The organism is Bacillus pumilus (assembly GCF_900186955.1).
Classification (GTDB): domain Bacteria; phylum Bacillota; class Bacilli; order Bacillales; family Bacillaceae; genus Bacillus; species Bacillus pumilus.
Window position 1 is genome coordinate 528,516 of sequence record NZ_LT906438.1, and the last position, 18,634, is coordinate 547,149.

The 18,634-nt window shown below is 42.4% G+C and carries 21 protein-coding genes and 7 tRNA genes; 25 read left to right on the top strand and 3 right to left on the bottom strand.

Annotated features, from left to right (window positions below):
* Positions 1–123: 123 nt before the first annotated feature.
* The 11 genes from CKW02_RS02575 to CKW02_RS02625 all read left to right on the top strand — a co-directional run bounded on the left by CKW02_RS02575 (position 124) and on the right by CKW02_RS02625 (position 7,963).
* Positions 124–405: a hypothetical protein gene (locus CKW02_RS02575; RefSeq protein ID WP_003214273.1), complete on the top strand. Its 282-nt coding sequence runs from the start codon at positions 124–126 to the stop codon at positions 403–405.
* 4 nt (positions 406–409) lie between these two features.
* Positions 410–760, top strand: a complete 351-nt coding sequence (gene ndoA / locus CKW02_RS02580) for a type II toxin-antitoxin system endoribonuclease NdoA (protein ID WP_003214169.1) — start codon at positions 410–412, stop codon at positions 758–760.
* A 114-nt stretch (positions 761–874) separates the two neighbouring features.
* Entirely contained in the window at positions 875–1,705 is an 831-nt protein-coding gene (locus CKW02_RS02585; RefSeq protein ID WP_003214372.1) for an RsbT co-antagonist protein RsbRA, read from the top strand.
* Positions 1,706–1,709: 4 nt separating this feature from the next.
* The gene (gene rsbS, locus CKW02_RS02590; RefSeq protein WP_003214235.1) at positions 1,710–2,078 is read left to right on the top strand and encodes an RsbT antagonist protein RsbS; all 369 of its coding nucleotides are present in this window, start codon (positions 1,710–1,712) and stop codon (positions 2,076–2,078) included.
* Between the two features lie 2 nt (positions 2,079–2,080).
* The gene (locus tag CKW02_RS02595; protein WP_003214085.1) at positions 2,081–2,482 is read left to right on the top strand and encodes an anti-sigma regulatory factor; all 402 of its coding nucleotides are present in this window, start codon (positions 2,081–2,083) and stop codon (positions 2,480–2,482) included.
* 10 nt (positions 2,483–2,492) lie between these two features.
* Positions 2,493–3,500: a PP2C family protein-serine/threonine phosphatase gene (locus tag CKW02_RS02600; RefSeq protein WP_003213895.1), complete on the top strand. Its 1,008-nt coding sequence runs from the start codon at positions 2,493–2,495 to the stop codon at positions 3,498–3,500.
* A 59-nt stretch (positions 3,501–3,559) separates the two neighbouring features.
* Entirely contained in the window at positions 3,560–3,889 is a 330-nt protein-coding gene (locus tag CKW02_RS02605; protein ID WP_003213847.1) for an anti-sigma factor antagonist, read from the top strand.
* Positions 3,886–4,374, top strand: coding sequence for an anti-sigma B factor RsbW (gene rsbW / locus CKW02_RS02610; protein WP_003214356.1), 489 nt, complete (start codon positions 3,886–3,888; stop codon positions 4,372–4,374). The genes CKW02_RS02605 and rsbW overlap by 4 nt, the downstream gene beginning before the upstream one ends.
* Complete coding sequence (gene sigB / locus CKW02_RS02615) at positions 4,340–5,128, top strand: RNA polymerase sigma factor SigB (RefSeq protein WP_003214304.1); 789 nt, start codon at positions 4,340–4,342, stop codon at positions 5,126–5,128. The genes rsbW and sigB overlap by 35 nt, the downstream gene beginning before the upstream one ends.
* A complete protein-coding gene (locus tag CKW02_RS02620; protein ID WP_003214034.1) occupies positions 5,128–5,727 on the top strand; it encodes a PP2C family serine/threonine-protein phosphatase in 600 nt (199 codons plus the stop codon). The genes sigB and CKW02_RS02620 overlap by 1 nt, the downstream gene beginning before the upstream one ends.
* 76 nt (positions 5,728–5,803) lie before the next feature.
* Positions 5,804–7,963, top strand: a complete 2,160-nt coding sequence (locus tag CKW02_RS02625; protein WP_003214156.1) for a Tex family protein — start codon at positions 5,804–5,806, stop codon at positions 7,961–7,963.
* A gap of 19 nt (positions 7,964–7,982) precedes the next feature.
* Here CKW02_RS02625 and cmpA read toward each other — a convergent pair whose 3' ends face one another.
* Positions 7,983–8,117, bottom strand: a complete 135-nt coding sequence (cmpA, locus tag CKW02_RS02630) for a cortex morphogenetic protein CmpA (protein ID WP_012009003.1) — start codon at positions 8,115–8,117, stop codon at positions 7,983–7,985.
* A 99-nt stretch (positions 8,118–8,216) separates the two neighbouring features.
* On the opposite strand from cmpA, the gene CKW02_RS02635 reads away from it, so the two are divergent.
* The 13 genes from CKW02_RS02635 to CKW02_RS02695 all read left to right on the top strand — a co-directional run bounded on the left by CKW02_RS02635 (position 8,217) and on the right by CKW02_RS02695 (position 16,317).
* Positions 8,217–8,690, top strand: coding sequence for a SprT family protein (locus CKW02_RS02635; RefSeq protein WP_003214448.1), 474 nt, complete (start codon positions 8,217–8,219; stop codon positions 8,688–8,690).
* Between the two features lie 193 nt (positions 8,691–8,883).
* Positions 8,884–9,858 carry a thiamine pyrophosphate-dependent dehydrogenase E1 component subunit alpha gene (locus CKW02_RS02640; RefSeq protein WP_003213906.1) on the top strand — a complete coding sequence of 325 codons (975 nt, stop codon included), beginning with the start codon at positions 8,884–8,886 and terminating at the stop codon, positions 9,856–9,858.
* Positions 9,859–9,881: 23 nt separating this feature from the next.
* Positions 9,882–10,919, top strand: coding sequence for an alpha-ketoacid dehydrogenase subunit beta (locus CKW02_RS02645; protein WP_003214035.1), 1,038 nt, complete (start codon positions 9,882–9,884; stop codon positions 10,917–10,919).
* A gap of 17 nt (positions 10,920–10,936) precedes the next feature.
* On the top strand, positions 10,937–12,082 hold the full coding sequence (locus CKW02_RS02650) for a dihydrolipoamide acetyltransferase family protein (protein WP_003214286.1): 1,146 nt from the start codon (positions 10,937–10,939) through the stop codon (positions 12,080–12,082).
* An 18-nt stretch (positions 12,083–12,100) separates the two neighbouring features.
* Positions 12,101–13,480 (top strand): dihydrolipoyl dehydrogenase, encoded by a 1,380-nt coding sequence (gene lpdA, locus CKW02_RS02655; protein ID WP_003214415.1) that lies wholly within the window; start codon positions 12,101–12,103, stop codon positions 13,478–13,480.
* A 108-nt stretch (positions 13,481–13,588) separates the two neighbouring features.
* Entirely contained in the window at positions 13,589–15,436 is a 1,848-nt protein-coding gene (locus tag CKW02_RS02660) for a sigma-54-dependent Fis family transcriptional regulator (RefSeq protein ID WP_003214480.1), read from the top strand.
* Positions 15,437–15,645: 209 nt separating this feature from the next.
* Positions 15,646–15,720, top strand: a tRNA-Asn gene (locus tag CKW02_RS02665).
* Between the two features lie 3 nt (positions 15,721–15,723).
* A tRNA-Ser gene (locus CKW02_RS02670) sits at positions 15,724–15,814 on the top strand.
* A 7-nt stretch (positions 15,815–15,821) separates the two neighbouring features.
* Positions 15,822–15,893: transfer RNA gene (locus CKW02_RS02675), tRNA-Glu, on the top strand.
* A gap of 21 nt (positions 15,894–15,914) precedes the next feature.
* Positions 15,915–15,989 (top strand) — tRNA-Gln (locus tag CKW02_RS02680).
* A 30-nt stretch (positions 15,990–16,019) separates the two neighbouring features.
* Positions 16,020–16,095 (top strand) — tRNA-Lys (locus CKW02_RS02685).
* Positions 16,096–16,102: 7 nt separating this feature from the next.
* Positions 16,103–16,185: transfer RNA gene (locus CKW02_RS02690), tRNA-Leu, on the top strand.
* Positions 16,186–16,233: 48 nt separating this feature from the next.
* Positions 16,234–16,317: transfer RNA gene (locus CKW02_RS02695), tRNA-Leu, on the top strand.
* Positions 16,318–16,413: 96 nt separating this feature from the next.
* Here the strand turns inward: CKW02_RS02695 and CKW02_RS02700 are convergent.
* Both CKW02_RS02700 and CKW02_RS02710 read right to left on the bottom strand, forming a co-directional pair.
* Positions 16,414–16,758, bottom strand: coding sequence for a hypothetical protein (locus tag CKW02_RS02700; RefSeq protein ID WP_034620217.1), 345 nt, complete (start codon positions 16,756–16,758; stop codon positions 16,414–16,416).
* A 301-nt stretch (positions 16,759–17,059) separates the two neighbouring features.
* A complete protein-coding gene (locus CKW02_RS02710; protein ID WP_003214345.1) occupies positions 17,060–18,034 on the bottom strand; it encodes an NAD(P)-dependent alcohol dehydrogenase in 975 nt (324 codons plus the stop codon).
* Positions 18,035–18,211: 177 nt separating this feature from the next.
* On the opposite strand from CKW02_RS02710, the gene CKW02_RS02715 reads away from it, so the two are divergent.
* A complete protein-coding gene (locus CKW02_RS02715; RefSeq protein WP_034620215.1) occupies positions 18,212–18,547 on the top strand; it encodes a winged helix-turn-helix transcriptional regulator in 336 nt (111 codons plus the stop codon).
* Positions 18,548–18,634 lie beyond the last annotated feature (87 nt).

Genomic DNA, 18,634 nt, shown 5'->3' on the forward strand with positions numbered 1-18,634 from the left:
GCCGCTTCATGTTCTAATAAGAATTCATGAAAAAACAGCTTTGCTTGTGCATTGAATAATGGTATGATTAGTCTTGGAATGGATCGATACGGTATCCGTAAGTTTTGTGGAGGTGTATGTTTTTTGTCTGAATCCAGCGCAACAAATGAAATGAAGATTCGACTGCCGGAGGCTTTAATGTCTGAGATCGAACGAGTAGCAGAGCAGGATAAGGTAACAAGAAATGAATTGATCTACCGAGCGACAAAAACGTATATTCGTGAACGTAATATTCGACAAAATCGTGAATCGATGAGACGCGGCTACATGGAGATGGCGAAAATTAATCTGAATATCTCTTCAGAGGCACAATACGCAGAGTTTGAGGCTGAGAATACAGTTGAGCGATTAGTCAGCGGGGGTTAAACATTTGATTGTTAAACGCGGTGATGTTTACTTTGCTGATTTATCTCCTGTTGTTGGCTCCGAGCAGGGCGGGGTTCGCCCGGTATTGGTGATTCAAAATGACATTGGAAATCGCTTTAGCCCGACTGCTATCGTTGCAGCCATAACAGCCCAAATACAAAAAGCGAAATTACCGACTCACGTCGAAATTAATGCAAAGCGCTACGGCTTTGAACGAGATTCTGTCATTCTTTTGGAACAGATTCGTACAATTGATAAACAAAGATTGACAGATAAAATCACACATCTTGATGATGAGATGATGGAGAAGGTTGATGAAGCCTTACAAGTTAGTTTGGCTCTTATTGATTTTTAATATGGTGAGATATGGTTGCTCTACTGGGAGCAACTTTTTTTGTGTTCAATTTTTATTAACGTTATAATGAAGACAGACTAAAGAAGAGTTTTAAATGTAAGTAGGGGGTAAAACATGTCGAATCATATCGTGTTAGCTTTTGCAAGAAAGCATCAAAAGGAATTAGAAAATGAGTGGACGGACATTTTAAAACGACTCGGAGAAAAAGAAACGGACATGATGCTGAACGACAAAATGTATGAAACCATCTGTTCGGAATATGTTCAACTGATCATTACATCTCTTTCAGAGGGGTATAGTGAGGATTTTGAAGAAAAAGTGCAAAATTTTGCTTTAAAAATTGTTCAAATGGGTATATCACTTAAGTTACTGGCAAACGGTCTAACGGAAATCCGTACACATTTATATGAAAAAATGAACGATGACAAAGATACAACACAAGAAAGTCATGACCTCATTTGGCAAATCGATCGATTCATCACACCCATCCATAACGAGATCTTAAACCAGTACTCCATCTCATGGGAAAAAACCGTCAGCCTTCAAAAAATGGCGCTACAGGAACTTTCTGCCCCGCTTATTCCTGTATTTGAGCACATCACCGTCATGCCACTTGTTGGAACAATTGATACAGATCGTGCGAAAAAAATTATGGAGAATCTGCTCAATGGTGTCGTCAAACATCGCTCACAGGTCGTCTTGATTGATATCACGGGGGTACCTGTCGTGGATACAATGGTGGCCCACCATATCATTCAAGCGTCAGAGGCTGTAAGATTAGTAGGAGCGAAGTGTTTACTTGTCGGTATTCGCCCAGAAATAGCCCAAACGATCGTTAACCTTGGAATTGATTTATCTCAGGTTACAACAAAGAATACCCTTCAAAAAGGAATTCAAACTGCTTTGGAAATGACAAATCGAAAAATTGTTTCATTGGAGGGATAACCAATTGAGAAATCACCCGAAGATTCCAATCTTAAAATTATATAATTGTCTTCTGATCTCAATACAGTGGGAGCTTGATGATCAAACAGCTCTTCACTTTCAAGAAGACTTACTGAATAAAATTCATGAAACAGGAGCAAACGGTGTTGTCATTGACTTAACATCCGTCGATATGATTGATTCATTTATCGCAAAGGTATTAGGCGATGTGATCACCATGTCCAAGCTCATGGGGGCAAAAGTTGTATTAACAGGAATACAGCCGGCAGTCGCTGTGACGCTTATTGAACTTGGTATATCGCTGGAAGAAATTCAAACAGCACTAGATCTTGAACAAGGGCTTGAGACACTGAAGCGGGAATTGGGGGAATAGATATGAAAGACCAATCCTGTGTGAAAATATTGACGGAATGGGATATAGTCGCAGCAAGACAATTGGGGCGCAATGTTGCAAAAGAACTTGGTTTTGGAACAGTTGACCAAGCAAGAATTACGACGGCCATTTCAGAATTAGCTCGAAACATCTATTTATACGCTGGTAAAGGTCAGATTTGTATAGAAGAAGTGATGGAGCGCGGAAAGCGTGGACTCAAAGTCATCGCAGCCGATGAGGGGCCTGGCATCATGGATATACGTAAAGTGATGGAAGACGGATTTTCTACATCAGGCGGACTCGGAGCAGGCTTGCCGGGCGTCAGAAGACTGATGGATGAATTTAAATTAGATTCTGCACCAGAACAAGGAACGGAGATACAAGCTGTTAAGTGGCTTCGCTAGGAGGGAAACCATGGATTTTAAGGAGGTAATGGAGCAGCGGTACCATCAGCTGCTCAGTCGTTATATCAGTGATTTAACTGAAACATCGCTTTATCAAGCTCAAAAATTTAGCCGTAAAACCATTGAGCATCAAATACCTCCTGAAGAAATAGTGAGTGTTCACCGAAAAGTGATTCAGGAGCTTTACCCTGATTTGCCGGAAGATGTTTTTCATTCACTAGACTTCTTAATTGAAGTCATGATTGGGTACGGACTTGCCTATCAGGAACATTTAACACTTAGAGGCATCCAGCAAGAAATTAAATCTGAAATTGAAATTGCTGCAAATGTTCAGCAAACCCTTCTGGAAACGAAAATTCCAGAAGGAGATACGTTCGATATTGGGGCGATCAGTGTACCGGCAAAACAGATGAGTGGAGATTATTACCATTTTGTCACTGATCACGATACGATCAATATTGCGATCGCAGATGTCATTGGAAAGGGAATCCCAGCTGCGCTTTGTATGTCGATGATTAAATATGCGATGGATTCCTTGCCTGAGTCAGGGAGCGGTCCAACTAAAGTGCTGAAAACCCTTAATCGTGTTGTCGAGCAAAACGTAGACCCAAGTATGTTTATCACCATGTTTTATGGCAGTTATAATAAAGAAACGCATGAATTTAAATATGCATCGGCTGGTCATGAGCCGGGCTTTTTCTATTGCAATAAAGAGAACAAATTTTACGATTTAGATGCAAAAGGGCTTGTACTTGGAATCGCACCAGATTTTGATTATAAGCAGTATGAGAAGCATTTGGACGTAGGAGATATGGTGATCTTATTCTCCGATGGTGTTACAGAATCTAAGTCGGAGGACGGCTTTTTAGAGCGGGAGGATATCAAAGCGCTTATAGCAGAGCACCTACCCTACTCAGCTCAGGAAATGGTCGATGCCATCTATGCCAGCTTACTCAAGCTACAAGATTTTCAGCTTCACGATGACTTCACTTTACTTGTGCTCAAAAGAAAGGTTTAGAAAGTGAAGATGCGGGTATATAAAATTCTAGGAAACAAGAATTTCGAGGTGAATGCATAATGAATATGACAGTGAAAGAGCATCAAATAGATCAAAAAACGAAAATTAGTGTCAGCGGAGAAATTGATGTGTACTCTGCTCCTCAGCTAAGAGAAACACTCATGCCTAAAGCCGAGGCGGGAGAGCATCTTGAGATCTGTTTGAAGGATGTTACGTATATGGATAGTACAGGATTAGGTGTATTTGTTGGGCTGTTTAAAGCGGCTCAAAAAGCAGGTGGAACACTAAAGCTTGAGAACTTGTCAGATCGGCTTGTAAGGTTGTTTGAAATTACTGGACTAAAGGACATCATTGACATTTCTGCAAAGACAGAGGGTGGGGTACAATGAACGAATCAGTAGATCTAATCGAGATGAAAATCCCAGCGAAACCAGAATACGTAGGCATCATCCGCCTGACTCTTTCAGGCGTAGCAAGTCGAATGGGTTATGCCTATGAAGAGATTGAGGACTTAAAAATTGCGGTCAGTGAGGCCTGTACAAATGCAGTTCAGCATGCCTACAAAGGTGAAAATGGCGAAGATGGAGAGGTAGCTGTTCGCTTTCTTGTCTACGAGGATCGTCTAGAAATCATTGTCGCGGACAAAGGCGGTAGCTTTGACTTTAAGCAAAAGCAGGAAGACCTAGGGCCGTATACATCTGCTCATACGGTGGATCAATTGGCAGAAGGAGGTCTTGGTTTATACTTAATGCAAACATTGATGGATGAAGTCGAGGTGCAAGCAAACTCCGGAGTTACCGTTGCGATGACAAAGTTTTTAAACAGGGAGCGAGTTGACCATGACACAACCATCCAAAACTATGAAACTAACTAAAGATGAAGTGGATCGCCTTATCCAAAGCTATCAATCCAACCAAGATGAGCAGGCGCAGCTCACGCTGGTCGAATGCTATACAAACTTGGTTGATATGCTGGCAAAAAAATATTCAAAAGGAAAAAGCTTTCATGAGGACCTCAGACAAGTTGGAATGATTGGTTTACTTGGCGCCATTAAGCGATACGATCCGCTAGTCGGTAAATCATTTGAAGCCTTTGCTATTCCAACCATCATCGGGGAAATCAAACGCTTTTTACGAGATAAAACATGGAGTGTCCATGTACCAAGGCGAATCAAAGAGCTTGGACCAAGAATCAAGATGGCTGTTGATCATCTAACAACAGAGACGCAAAAATCACCGCAAGTCCAAGAAATTGCAGAATACCTAGATGTTACAGAGGAAGAAGTACTGGAAACCATGGAGATGGGCAAAAGCTATCAAGCACTGTCTGTTGACCAAGGCGTAGAGGCTGATTCTGAAGGAAGCACAGTCACCATTTTAGACGTTGTTGGCTCACAGGAAGAGGGCTACGAACGTGTAAACCAAAAAATGATGCTTGAAAGTGTGCTTCATGTTCTGACAGACCGAGAAAAAGAGATTATCAATCTGACTTATTTGCAAAATAAGAGTCAAAAAGAAACAGGCGATTTACTAGGGATATCCCAAATGCATGTATCGAGACTGCAACGGAAGGCAGTTAAAAAGCTACGAGATGCATTATCAGAAGATGCGTCTATGGAGCTAGGGTAATGAAGCAGATTGAACAGCATGAGCATGTGAATGCCATTATCTATCAATCGAATAAAGAAGGGAAATCATGCTGCGGGGACAGTTTTTTTATTAAAGCAGATGATGAAGAACTAATTTGTGCTGTGGCAGACGGATTAGGCAGCGGTCAGTTCGCCAATGAATCATCTTCTTTAGTCAGCGAAATTGTCGAAGAATATGGACATGAGGATATGACGACCCTCATCGACAGATGCAATCAGGCGATGAAAAATAAACGCGGAGCCACTGTAGCCATATTAAAGGTGAATTTTTCCCAGCAGCAGTTTACCTATTGTTCGGTTGGTAATATTCGGTTCATCTTGAATGCCCCTTCTGGCGACTATATTTATCCACTTCCGACATCAGGATACTTATCAGGGAAACCTAGAAAATATAAAACATACACCTATTCCTACGAAAAAGGATCGACATTCATTATGTATTCAGACGGACTGAATGTGCCAAACATGAGAATGTGTTTAAAGCATAGTCATTCAGTTGCAGACATTGCCAAACAGCTTGAAACATACACACAAGACAAAAAGGACGATCTCACCTATGTACTTGGTCAGCTCACGTAAAATAGCTGACCTTTTTTCTGTTTTGCCGATTTTTTTGATACACTAAAAGAGAAGACACAGTGAGGGGATGCAAAGTATGAAGACATCTGACTTTTTATTGAAACAAATTGCAACAGAATTAAAGCTTTCAACAAAACAAATTGAAAGTGTCATCAAGCTCTTAGAGGATGGTAACACCGTCCCGTTTATTGCCCGTTACCGGAAAGAGCAGACAGGCTCTCTGGATGAGGTGCAAATTCAAACCATTTCAGAGCGCTATACATATATCCAAAATGTCATGAACCGAAAAGAAGAAGTCATTCGCTTAATCGCAGAACAAGACAAACTGACAGATGAATTAAAACAAAAAATTGAACAAGCTCATAAACTGCAAGAGGTCGAAGATTTATACCGACCATTCAAACAAAAACGTAAAACAAAGGCGAATGTAGCCAAAGCAAAAGGGCTCGAGCCGCTGGCGGAATATGTACTCACGCTGCCAAGCGATGAGATCGAGAAGAAGGCCGCTTCTTTTATCAACGAAGAAAAAGAAGTAACAAGTGTAGAAGAGGCACTTGAAGGCGCGCAGCACATCATTGCTGAACAGCTGGCAGATGATCCTGATATGCGGAAATGGATTCGCAGCGAAACGTACCAAAAGGGAAGTCTGGTCACATCAGGAAAAGACATCGAGAGCGATGAGAAAAATGTCTATGAAATGTATTACGATTATCAAGAGCCCATCAAAAAGATAGTGCCTCACCGCGTACTAGCGGTCAATCGTGGAGAGAAAGAAGGCATCTTAAAGGCAGCCATCGAGCCACCTGCTGAAAATATTCGTTTCTATCTCGACAAACAAGTCATAAAAGGCAAACAGACGACGGCGAGACCGTTTATCGAAGCGGCAATTGACGATGCGTATAAACGCCTTATTCAGCCTTCCATCGAACGAGAAATACGCAAAGAGCTGACAGAAAAGGCAGAGGAACAAGCGATTCATATTTTTGCTGAAAACTTAAGAAAACTGCTGCTTCAGCCGCCGATGAAAGGGAAGCGTGTACTTGGAGTGGACCCTGCGTTTCGTACAGGCTGTAAATTAGCCGTCGTGGATGATACAGGAAAAGTCCATCATATAGGCGTCATTTACCCGCACCCGCCTGTACAGAAAAAAGCGGAAGCGAAACAAAAAGTGAAAGAGATCATTCAATCATCTAACATTGAAGTCATTGCGATTGGAAACGGAACAGCCTCAAGAGAGACCGAACAATTCATTGCAGACCTCATTCAAGAGCTGGATCAGCCAGTCTCCTATTTGATTGTGAATGAAGCAGGAGCAAGTGTATACTCTGCGTCTGCACTGGCGCGAGAAGAGTTTCCAGACCTGCAAGTCGAAGAACGAAGCGCCATATCCATTGCTCGAAGATTACAAGATCCTTTAGCAGAGCTCGTGAAAATTGATCCGAAGTCTGTCGGAGTGGGCCAATACCAGCATGACGTGAGCCAAAAACAATTAAACAGCTCGTTAACCTTCGTGGTAGAGACGGTCGTCAACCAAGTCGGTGTGAACGTCAATACGGCCTCACAGGCGCTGCTGCAATATGTGTCAGGTCTTTCAAAAGCTGTCGCAGGGAATATCATCAAGCGCCGCGAAGAGATTGGAAGATTCACAAGCAGAAAAGAGCTAAAGGACATTCCAAGACTTGGTGCTAAGACTTATGAGCAGTGTATCGGCTTCCTGCGCATCGCAGACGGACAAGATCCACTTGACCGGACAGGCATTCACCCAGAGAGCTATAAAGAAACAAAACAGTTCTTACGCATGATCAAGATGACACCAAATGATCTTGGCACAGAGCAGTTAAAGAAGAAAATCGCAGAGGTCAAGCTGGACGAAGCAGCAGAGCAGCTTGATATTGGTATCATTACACTACAAGATATCGTCGATCAGCTGACAAGACCTGAGCGTGATCCGCGCGATGAAGTACCAAAACCTCTTTTAAAAACAGATGTGTTGAAATTAGAGGACTTGAAGCAAGGAATGGAGCTGCAAGGTACAGTGAGAAACGTTGTAGACTTCGGCGCATTCGTTGATATTGGTGTAAAACAGGACGGGCTTGTCCATATTTCCAAGCTCAGCAACCGCTTTGTGAAGCATCCGCTTGACGTTGTATCAGTTGGTGACATTGTGACTGTATGGGTGGACTCCGTTGACCAGGCAAAAGGCCGCGTTGCCCTCTCCATGCTGAAACCAGAGTAAACAAAAAACGAGGCGCACCTCAGGATGGGGTGTGCCTTGATGCGACTGAATGTTTTTTTCTGTAGAAGTACCAGCATTGATTCAACAACTTGATTTGGTAATGATTTTTTTCGAAAAAAGCCTTCTGCATCTGATTTTTCAGCCAGTTGGGCATCGCCCATTCCTCCTTTGATCGAAACAGTGGGTGTACCTTCAATGTATGCAAAGGGGAAATTGTCCCGTTCGATGTTTTTATAGAAAGGAACGATCTTGATTGAAGGAGAGAGAGTTACAGCAGTTAACAGAGCATATTTCTGAGCAGTTCTTTGGTAAGGCATTCCGCCATCAGGCTGTTTTTAATGACCGTCTCAAAACGACAGGCGGGCGGTATCTACTTGGAACACACAATATCGAACTGAACCGCCGATACCTAGAGGAACATGGACGAGAAGAATTAATCGGGATCATCAAGCATGAGCTGTGTCATTATCATCTGCATCTTGAAGGAAAAGGCTATCAGCATCGTGACCGTTCCTTTAAAGAGTTATTAAAACAAGTAGGAGCCCCGCGTTTTTGTACACCGCTAAAGACCGTACAAAATAAACGGCGTGTACAGAAACGGCAAGAATATGTCTGCACAGGATGCGGTCAGTATTTTATCAGGAAAAGGCGAGTTGATACCTCTCGTTATGTGTGCGGCGTCTGCAAAGGAAAATTAAAATGGCAGCGTACAATCGGTTCAGAGTGATAAGCATTCCTTTATGGGATGCTTTTTTTGTGAGATGAAGTAGACATATTGAGACAAATAGAGACGCAAGTCTCATTTTGTCTCTTTTTTGATCGGTGTGAATCGCTCAAAAACCTAAGCTTTCAAGCGCCATGATGTTGGCACGCTTTTTGCTTGTATAGAAGTGCAAGCAAAAAAGATAGGAGGTTTTATCATGGAAATGGCACTCACAAAAGAAAAAGCCGTTTGGATGTATCAAAAAATGCAGGAAATCCGCCAATTTGAAGATCAAGTACACATGCTTTTTACAAAGGGGATCTTGCCAGGTTTTGTCCATCTTTATGCTGGTGAAGAAGCTGTTGCTGTAGGAGTCTGCGCTCATCTGAATGAACAAGACAGTATTACAAGTACACACCGTGGCCACGGTCATTGTATCGCTAAGGGCTGTGATCTAAAAGGAATGATGGCAGAAATCTATGGAAAAGCCACAGGCCTTTGTAAAGGAAAAGGCGGATCTATGCACATTGCAGATTTTGATAAAGGAATGCTCGGTGCCAACGGAATTGTTGGAGGCGGCTTTCCACTTGCGTGCGGGGCAGCCCTCACGGCTAAATATAAAAATACAGATAATGTAAGCGTTTGCTTTTTTGGGGATGGTGCTAACAATCAAGGGACTTTTCACGAAGGAATCAATCTCGCTGCCATCTGGAAACTGCCAGTCATTTTCATCGCAGAAAACAATGGTTACGGGGAAGCAACGCCATTTTCCTATGCTTCAAGCTGCAAATCGATTGTGGATCGAGCCGCCAGTTATGGTATTCCGGGTATTCAAGTAGATGGAAAAGATGTGACAGCTGTTTATCAAGCAGCAGAACAAGCGATAGAACGAGCAAAAAATGGAGAAGGTCCGACATTGATTGAATGCATGACATATCGGAATTATGGTCATTTTGAAGGAGACGCCCAGCGCTACAAAACCAATCAAGAAAAAACCGAACATCAAGAAGAGAAAGATGCCATCACTCTTTTTAAAAATGAATTATTAAAGCAGCAGCTGCTAACGGATCAAGAGATATCAAGTATTGAAGCGACTGTAGCAGAAGCGATAGATCAAGCCGTGAGATTCAGTGAAGAAAGTGAATATCCAGATCATACTGAATTGCTGACTGATGTGTATGTTTCATATTAATAAACCTGAAAGGGGAGAGGGAAATGACAAGAGAAATCAGCATGTCTAGTGCTTTGAATGAAGCGATTAAACTGGCAATGAGAAGAGACGAAGATGTCATTTTAATGGGAGAAGATGTTGCGGGTGGCGCTCATGTAGATCACTTACAGGATGATGAAGCATGGGGCGGTGTTCTTGGTGTAACGAAAGGAATCGTTCAGGAGTTTGGACGTGAGCGTGTCCTTGACACGCCGATTAGTGAAGCTGGCTATGTAGGCGCGGCTATGGCAGCTGCTTCAACAGGGCTAAGACCAATTGCGGAGCTCATGTTTAATGATTTTATCGGTACTTGTCTGGACCAAGTCCTGAATCAAGGCGCAAAATTCCGATACATGTTTGGCGGAAAAGCAGAGGTGCCAATCACGATTCGAACGACACATGGGGCGGGTTTTAGAGCAGCTGCCCAGCATTCACAAAGTTTGTATGCACTATTTACAAGCATCCCTGGATTGAAAGTAGTTGTGCCTTCTTCACCATATGATGCCAAAGGGCTGCTGCTGGCAGCCATCGAGGATCAGGACCCTGTCATCTTTTTTGAAGACAAGACGCTTTACAATATCACAGGAGATGTGCCGGAGAGGTATTACACACTGCCGCTTGGTAAAGCAGATGTGAAGAGAGAAGGATCTGATGTAACCATCTTTGCAGTAGGCAAACAAGTGCATACAGCACTGGAAGCGGCAGAGCAATTATCTGCTCAAGGTATTGAAGCGGAAGTGATTGATCCAAGAAGCTTGTCGCCGCTCGATGAAGAGGCCATTCTGACTTCAGTAGAAAAAACAAATCGACTTGTCATTGTCGATGAAGCAAATCCAAGGTGCGGAATTGCCGCAGATATTTCTTCTTTGATTGCAGATAAAGGATTTGATTTACTTGACGCTCCAATCAAAAAAGTAACGGCTCCTCATACACCGGTACCATTTTCACCACCTCTTGAAGATATATATCTGCCAACACCTGATAAAGTTGTGAACACCGTATTAGAGCTGATTGGCAAGAGCCATGACAAGATCTTGAACTAGAGAAAGGAGAGAGGGAGATGGCTGTCGAAGTTGTGATGCCTAAATTGGGCATGTCGATGAAAGAAGGAACGGTATCTGTCTGGAATAAGGAGGTCGGTGAGTCTGTAAATAAAGGGGAAAGCATTGCAAGCATCAACTCCGAAAAAATTGAAATGGAGATTGAATCACCTGCTGAAGGAACCATATTGGATATAAAAGTATCTGAGGGAGAAGGTGTACCGCCTGGCACGGTCATCTGCTATATCGGTGAAGGAAATGAACCAGTGGAGGAAAAGAAAGCTAGAGACAACCAGTCAAAAACAAAGAAAGAGAGAAAGAAAATCTCACCTGTTGCCCGTAAAATGGCGAATAGCGCCAACCTAGACATTGATACGCTCGTGGGGACAGGACCAGGTGGAAGAATTACGAAAGAGGATGTGCTTCATGCGCTTCCTGAACGGAAAGAGAAAAAACAAGAAGAGAAAAAACAAAATGAGACAGAGCATCAGCCTATTAACATGATGCGGAAAACAATTGCCTCAAGAATGATGGAAAGCCTGCAAACAAGTGCACAATTAACCATTACGATGAAAGCGGACGTGACAAAACTTACAAACTTACAACAACAGCTGAATGAAACAGCCATAGCACGTTACGATACAAAGTTGACCATCACCGATTTTGTAGCCAAAGCAGCGATCCTTTCGTTGTTAGAACATCCTGCGATGAACAGTCAATATCATAACGGAGTTGTGGAAACCTTTGAGAATGTTCATCTTGGCATTGCTGCTGCGTTAGATAACGGATTGGCTGTACCGGTCATTCGGCATGCGGAGCGGTTAACGCTGATAGAGCTGGCGAAGAGCATTAAATTGTATGGCCAAAAAGCACGTGAAGGAAAGCTTCTTCATGATGAAATTCAAGGTTCAACCTTTACATTGACCAATCTTGGAGCGTATGGTGTAGAGCATTTCACGCCAATTTTGAATCCGCCGGAAGCGGGGATCCTTGGCGTCGGAACAATGTATGACACCCCTGTTTATCGAGAGGATGAATTGTGCAAAGGAACCATCCTGCCACTCAGTCTTACGTTTGATCACCGCGTACTGGACGGAGCACCGGCATCCGCATTTTTATCAACGGTCAAAGCACATTTAGAAGAACCAATATCCATTCTTTTATAGGAAGAAGGTGAATGTACCATGACACTGGTCATTATAGGAGGCGGACCAGCAGGTTATGTGGCGGCCATAACAGCCGCCCGTTTTGGCAGGGAGGTTGTGTTAATTGATCAAGGTCAGCTGGGAGGTACCTGCCTCAATGAGGGCTGTATTCCAACCAAAGCTCTTTTGCAAAGCGCCGATATATATGAGCATGTGAAATCAGCTGTACATTTTGGAATTGAGCTTTCAGAACATGAGCCTACCATCCAATGGGATGCTGTCCAAAAACGGAAGCAGTCTGTCGTCAAGCAGCTCACTGATGGTGTTCGCTACTTGATGAATAAAAACAAAGTCACCGTGGTAAATGGGAAGGCTTCATTTCTATCAGCACATGAGTTATTGATAGAAAGTGAAGGAAAGTCTGAAATCATTCAAGCAAAACAAATCATTATTGCATCAGGGGCAGCGCCTGCTGCTTTACCGTTTGCACCTTTTGATGGCGAATGGATTATTCACAGCAAGGATGCCATGTCACTTTCTTCAATACCAAATTCGCTTTGCATCATTGGGGGCGGGGTGATCGGCTGTGAGTTTGCGAGCATCTTTAGCAGAATGGGGACAAAGGTTGTCATGGTTGAGCGGGCGGTGCACATTTTGCCTGAAGAAGATCGTGATATTGCACAATGTCTTCACGAGCAGCTCGAAGAAACGGGTGTAGACATTTTGACGTCCGCCGCAGTCAAGCAGCTTGATTCCTCTTCAAGAAAAGTAGTGGTGGAGAATAATCAAGGCGAGCAGTGTGAAATCCAGTCGGATCTTTGCTTAGTGGCCATTGGCAGAACTCCGCGGCTTGGAGAGTTGAATCTTGATCAGGTTGGTATTGCATTTGATAGAAACGGTATCTACGTCAATGAACATATGCAAACCAATCTCCCGCATATCTATGCGTGCGGTGATGTGACAGGTGGGGTCCAGCTTGCTCATACTGCCTTTCATGAAGGAACGGTTGCGGCATCCCATGCATCAGGTGAGCATGTAAAGGTGAATGAGCAAGTAATTCCGAGATGCATCTACACCTCTCCAGAAATCGCCAGTGTTGGTTTAAATGAAGAGAGTGCTAGAAAACAATATGAGGAGATTCGGATAGGGACATGTGCATTTTCTGCAAATGGAAAAGCATTAATCTTAAATCAACCAGCCGGTCACGTAAAGGTCATTGTAGAACCGCAATATCAAGAAATATTAGGTGTTTCAATTATCGGACCGCATGCAACAGAACTGATTGGACAAGCGGCGGTGATGATGCATACAGAGCTGACCGCTGATACATTAGAGCAGTTTATTGCGGCACATCCGACACTTTCAGAGGCGATACACGAAGCCTTGCTGCAAACCATTGGACGAGCGGTACACTGCTGAAAAAGGCTTCTTTTCTATCCGATTGACTTCTTGGGTTAGCTAATGATAATTGAAAGCGCTTTTATAATTATCTATAATGAATAAAAAGCCCCTAGAGGAGAGGATGGAATGAATCCGACGCCTTGTTATTTAAATACGTGGAAACGTTTTGTTCGTGAAGGTTTGCTTGATCAGTCTCGTCTGAATAAGAGAGTGGTAGAATCATGGCACAGGTGTAAACAGGCAAATGTGAATCCGTATTTAGATAAAGGACAGTCGTTGTTAGAAAAGGAACGTTTCAGTGCCCAAAAAAAGAAATATTCATTATTCCTAAATGCGGCTCTTCCTTACTTAAATAAAATCAGTCAGCAATTAAAAGAATCTGACATGCTGGCCTTACTCATCGATGCAGACGGTTATGTGCTAAGTCTGACAGGAAGCGAAAGAACGATGGTGGAAGCAAAAAGAATTAATTTTATGGAGGGTTCACGCTGGACTGAAACAGATGTAGGGACAAACGCGATCGGAACTGCACTCGTCATCGGAGAAGCGGTGACGATCAACGGAACTGAGCATTTTTCTATCGCCTCTCACCATTGGAGTTGTTCAGCCGCTCCTATTCGCGATGCAGGTGGTACAATCATAGGGGTGATTGACATCTCTTGTATGACGGATAACAAGCACCCTTTTATGCTTGGAATGGCTTCAACGGTTGCTTATGCCATCGAGAGAGAAATTCAAGTCCAGCAAAAAAGGAGAGAGTTGGAGCTCATCACTCATTGTCTCCAGCAGGTGGAAACAGACGAACCGTATGTGGTCTGTAATGAAAAAAAGCAAATTGTTTCTGCCAGCAGGTCGATTAGAGAACGATTTTCAGACTGGTATGGAATGGATGTCGAGCGGCTTAAGGATTATCCATTTGTTATCCGGGGAAAGCAGATCATTCAATCAGAGCAAGACGGAAAGATGCTAGGCATGTCCCTTTCCCTTGAAGAAGCAGCGAAAAGCAGCATCACCGTTTCTTTTGCTCAATTTCCCGGGGAATCAGGAACAAGTAAGGTATTTCAACAGACGCTCAGCGAAATGAAACGAGCGGCACAAACAGATGCAAATGTATATATTTGGGGAGAAACAGGTACAGGAAAGGAACTGACCGCTAGAGCCATTCACTCCGCCAGTGAAAGGCATAAAGGGCCGTTTATTGCTGTTAATTGCGGAGCCATTCCTGAAAGCCTGTTAGAAAGTGAGCTGTTTGGCTATGCTGAAGGGGCTTTTACAGGGGCAAAACGTCACGGAGCTAAAGGGAAATTTGAACAAGCTCATAAGGGAACACTCTTTTTAGACGAAATTGGTGAAATCCCATATGCGATGCAAGTAGCGCTTCTTCGGGTGATAGAAGAAAGGGCAGTCGTACCGCTCGGCGGGACACACGAAATCCCTTTGGATATTCGAATCATTACAGCGACTCACCGTAATATGAACGAACTGCTGAAGGAAGGAAAAATACGAGAAGACTTGTATTACCGTCTTCATGTCTATCCGATCAACATTCCGCCGCTTAGAGAAAGAAAAGAAGACATTCATGATTTATATCGTTATTACCAAAAGAAGTACCACTGGAATGCGGCGTTTCCTGAATCATTTTTTCAGAAATTGCAAGAGTATCATTGGCCAGGAAACATACGAGAGCTTTTTAATCTGTTTGAACATCTAAGGGTCCTCTTTCCGAAAGGCGGATGGATTGGTGAATCGCAATACGCTTCAGTATTAGAGGCGGTTGATCAGAAAAAGCAGAAGCTGCATCCAGCAGAGTATACCGAGACTCCAAAAGAACTCACATTCAGGGAACGCATTCAAATGCAAACAGTGATAGACGCACTGCATAAAACGAAAGGTCATGTGTCAGAAGCAGCGAGGCTAGCAGGGGTGCCAAGAAGTACTTTTTATAAGTGGATGCGAAAGTTTCATCTGTCTTAATCTCATGGAAGGCTGTATCAAGGCCCTTGGTCTACTTGAAGAGGTCGGGGGCTTTCTGCCAAGTTAAACAAATGGCATGGAAAAAGGCTTGACTGTTATATTAGTATATGTTAAATTATAAAAGCCGTCGCAAATGAAGCAGGATTGAAACGCTTAAAAATTCTTGACACATTTTTCCGGCATATATATAATGAAACATGTCTTATTATTCCGCAGTAGCTCAGTGGTAGAGCTATCGGCTGTTAACCGATCGGTCGTAGGTTCGAGTCCTACCTGCGGAGCCAAATGGAGAAGTACTCAAGTGGCTGAAGAGGCGCCCCTGCTAAGGGTGTAGGTCGCGCGAGCGGCGCGAGGGTTCAAATCCCTCCTTCTCCGCCATTTATCTGGCCCGTTGGTCAAGCGGTTAAGACACCGCCCTTTCACGGCGGTAACACGGGTTCGAATCCCGTACGGGTCATGTTTTGTTTTTTTCATTCGTTGGGCTATAGCCAAGCGGTAAGGCAACGGACTTTGACTCCGTCATGCGTTGGTTCGAATCCAGCTAGCCCAGCCATTTTTTTATATGTTTTTCTGCATAGCAGATGAGCCATTAGCTCAGTTGGTAGAGCATCTGACTTTTAATCAGAGGGTCGAAGGTTCGAGTCCTTCATGGCTCACCATTGTCACGCGGGTGTGGCGGAATTGGCAGACGCGCTAGACTTAGGATCTAGTGTCTTTATGACGTGGGGGTTCAAGTCCCTTCACCCGCATTGTTTTTTCAAACAGTGCACTTATGAATATATGAGCACATCATACACGCGGTCGTGGCGGAATGGCAGACGCGCTAGGTTGAGGGCCTAGTGGGTGAATAACCCGTGGAGGTTCAAGTCCTCTCGGCCGCATCTAAGAAACCAAAGGTGGTAAACCTTTGGTTTTTTAATTTTTTATCACTTTTAAATGAATTTGTCCATTTACCTTAAGTAAGTGGACTTTTTTAATTATCGAGGTTCAACTGTAATCTTAAAAATGACGTAATTATCGTTTATATCATAGGCATAAACCAACGCCGTGCCCAGTGATGAGTAAGAAGATACGACACCACTAGAACTAATGCTAATAAGGTGACTGCCAGAGATGATTTCCCATCTTGTATAGCCATACAGCAATCCAACGTTTGAGTTTCTTAGCATATGGAAATCGACCGTTCCAATTTCATTTGTAGGCTTTGCTATATTGTGAATTTTTGCAGGTTCTTGCGCAGAAGCTTGATTTGTTAAAGCTGGAAGAGCTAATGAAGAAATTGATAATACTGAAACAATTAATCCCTTGTAAAGTTTATTCATAATACTTCCCCCTCAGTTTGGTTTTATTACAAATTCATCATAACATGTAAAATATTTGAATTGTATGGATGTCGAGTATATTTCGAAATTTAACATTCTTCAAGGTCTGTATTTAAAAGAAGATAAGCATTTGTTAGACCGATGTTTTGGGTTCTTAAAAAGTAGGAAAATGTATAGTGATATTGAAGACTTTGCATTAGAAGCAGCTGAATACTTTAGAAGAGCTGGAAGATTTGAAATGGCTACCAAGCATGTACCTCTTACAACAGAAAAATTGAATAATGTCATGTCATTTGATGGTTTATTTGTTATCAAGTAAATTTATGATACGTTTTCCTCGTCCACCTCCAGTTTCTAAGGAATGATGAGCTTTGGCAACATCAGATAAAAGATAAATGCTATCAACAACTGGTCTGACCTTGTTGGAATCTACATAAGATGCTAATTCTTTTAAAAGTTCATTTTTGGGGTTTGCGCTGAATGTGCGAACTCTACGAGAACCGAAAGTAGTTGAAGCTAATATATATATGAAAGACGAAAAACTAGGAAATCCAATAGTAACCATTCTTCCGTTCTTTGTAAGCAGGCGCCTATAATGTTTGAGGTCAGTTCCAACTGTGTCCATGACTACATCAAACTTTTTAAGATCAGTAGGATACGTCTTTTTATAATCAAGTACTTCGTCTGCACCTAGCTCTTGAAGAAAAGTGAGATGTTTTTCGTTTGCAAGAGCAGTTACATGAGCACCTAACATTTTTCCAATTTGAATCGCAATGCTTCCGACTCCTCCACTTGCACCACGTACAAGTAAATTTTCGCCTCTTCTAAGTTTAGCTTGATATTTTAAGGCAATAATTGCAGTAGCACCTACGCCAGGCAATGCCGCGGCTTGTATGAGATCAATCTTTGTAGGAGTTTTAGATATTTTCTCAGGTGATATAGCTACATATTCAGCGGCACTACCAATTTGGCTCCTGAGATTCATAGGAAGAACCCCCCACACTTTATCACCTAATTGATAACTTTTTACGTTCGATCCTACTTCAACAACCTCTCCAGAAAAATCTGCTCCTGTCCCTTTAGGGAATTGATTACCCGTTAATAGTTTCAACTTACCTGATCGAAACAGTGTATCCATAGAGTTTACACTCGACCCATGTACACGAATGAGTACTTCTCCAGATTCTATAACAGGTTTTGATATAGAATCTTCAAAAAGAACATTCGGTGATCCATATTTAGAATATTGTGCAGCACGCATCTTTTCATTTTTCATTTACTCACTCCATCTCCTTGAAAAAGTATTAACTTGAAGGGTTTTATAATCAATTTTGCTCTCTATTACATGGATGACACGGTTTACATATTTGATTATAATAAATGGAATTGATTTAACAAGTACGCAATATAAACTGCTTAAGGAAGGAAAAACTGACTAAGGGGTGGATAAAATATGACTGAAAGTGAGCTGAATAAAGCGATAGCTCCAGCGAGTTATGCATTAAATATATTAGCGGGAAAATGGAATTTGAAAATCTTAGCTGTACTATGTAGTTACAAGGAGATTCGATATAATGAGTTAAAGCGTAAAGTGTATGGAATTACAGGAACAATGCTCAATCAATCATTAAAGGACCTGATTGAAAACGGAATTGTTCAACGAGTTCAGTATAATGAAGTTCCATCAAGAGTAGAATATTCATTGACTGGGGCAGGACTAGAGCTGATCCCTATATTTGAACAACTTCTTTTATGGGGCGAAAACCAATTAAAAAAATCAAAGTCATAATAAAATCCATCTACGTGAGAAGTTCGTTGGGGGAATCATAGCATAGCTTCCTAACAAAGATTTTATTCACTTTAAGCTATGATGAAG

Excerpts from the sequence above, each read along its gene's own strand:
- sigB (WP_003214304.1), top strand. The coding sequence starts at position 4,340 with ATGACACAACCATCCAAAACTATGAAACTAACTAAAGATGAAGTGGAT.
- CKW02_RS02660 (WP_003214480.1), top strand. The coding sequence starts at position 13,589 with ATGAATCCGACGCCTTGTTATTTAAATACGTGGAAACGTTTTGTTCGT.
- CKW02_RS02640 (WP_003213906.1), top strand. The coding sequence starts at position 8,884 with ATGGAAATGGCACTCACAAAAGAAAAAGCCGTTTGGATGTATCAAAAA.
- cmpA (WP_012009003.1), bottom strand. The coding sequence starts at position 8,117 with ATGCCCAACTGGCTGAAAAATCAGATGCAGAAGGCTTTTTTCGAAAAA.
- CKW02_RS02605 (WP_003213847.1), top strand. The coding sequence starts at position 3,560 with ATGAATATGACAGTGAAAGAGCATCAAATAGATCAAAAAACGAAAATT.
- CKW02_RS02715 (WP_034620215.1), top strand. The coding sequence starts at position 18,212 with ATGACTGAAAGTGAGCTGAATAAAGCGATAGCTCCAGCGAGTTATGCA.
- CKW02_RS02625 (WP_003214156.1), top strand. The coding sequence starts at position 5,804 with ATGAAGACATCTGACTTTTTATTGAAACAAATTGCAACAGAATTAAAG.
- rsbW (WP_003214356.1), top strand. The coding sequence starts at position 3,886 with ATGAACGAATCAGTAGATCTAATCGAGATGAAAATCCCAGCGAAACCA.
- lpdA (WP_003214415.1), top strand. The coding sequence starts at position 12,101 with ATGACACTGGTCATTATAGGAGGCGGACCAGCAGGTTATGTGGCGGCC.
- CKW02_RS02645 (WP_003214035.1), top strand. The coding sequence starts at position 9,882 with ATGACAAGAGAAATCAGCATGTCTAGTGCTTTGAATGAAGCGATTAAA.
- CKW02_RS02620 (WP_003214034.1), top strand. The coding sequence starts at position 5,128 with ATGAAGCAGATTGAACAGCATGAGCATGTGAATGCCATTATCTATCAA.
- CKW02_RS02710 (WP_003214345.1), bottom strand. The coding sequence starts at position 18,034 with ATGAAAAATGAAAAGATGCGTGCTGCACAATATTCTAAATATGGATCA.
- CKW02_RS02650 (WP_003214286.1), top strand. The coding sequence starts at position 10,937 with ATGGCTGTCGAAGTTGTGATGCCTAAATTGGGCATGTCGATGAAAGAA.
- CKW02_RS02700 (WP_034620217.1), bottom strand. The coding sequence starts at position 16,758 with ATGAATAAACTTTACAAGGGATTAATTGTTTCAGTATTATCAATTTCT.
- CKW02_RS02585 (WP_003214372.1), top strand. The coding sequence starts at position 875 with ATGTCGAATCATATCGTGTTAGCTTTTGCAAGAAAGCATCAAAAGGAA.
- CKW02_RS02600 (WP_003213895.1), top strand. The coding sequence starts at position 2,493 with ATGGATTTTAAGGAGGTAATGGAGCAGCGGTACCATCAGCTGCTCAGT.
- CKW02_RS02595 (WP_003214085.1), top strand. The coding sequence starts at position 2,081 with ATGAAAGACCAATCCTGTGTGAAAATATTGACGGAATGGGATATAGTC.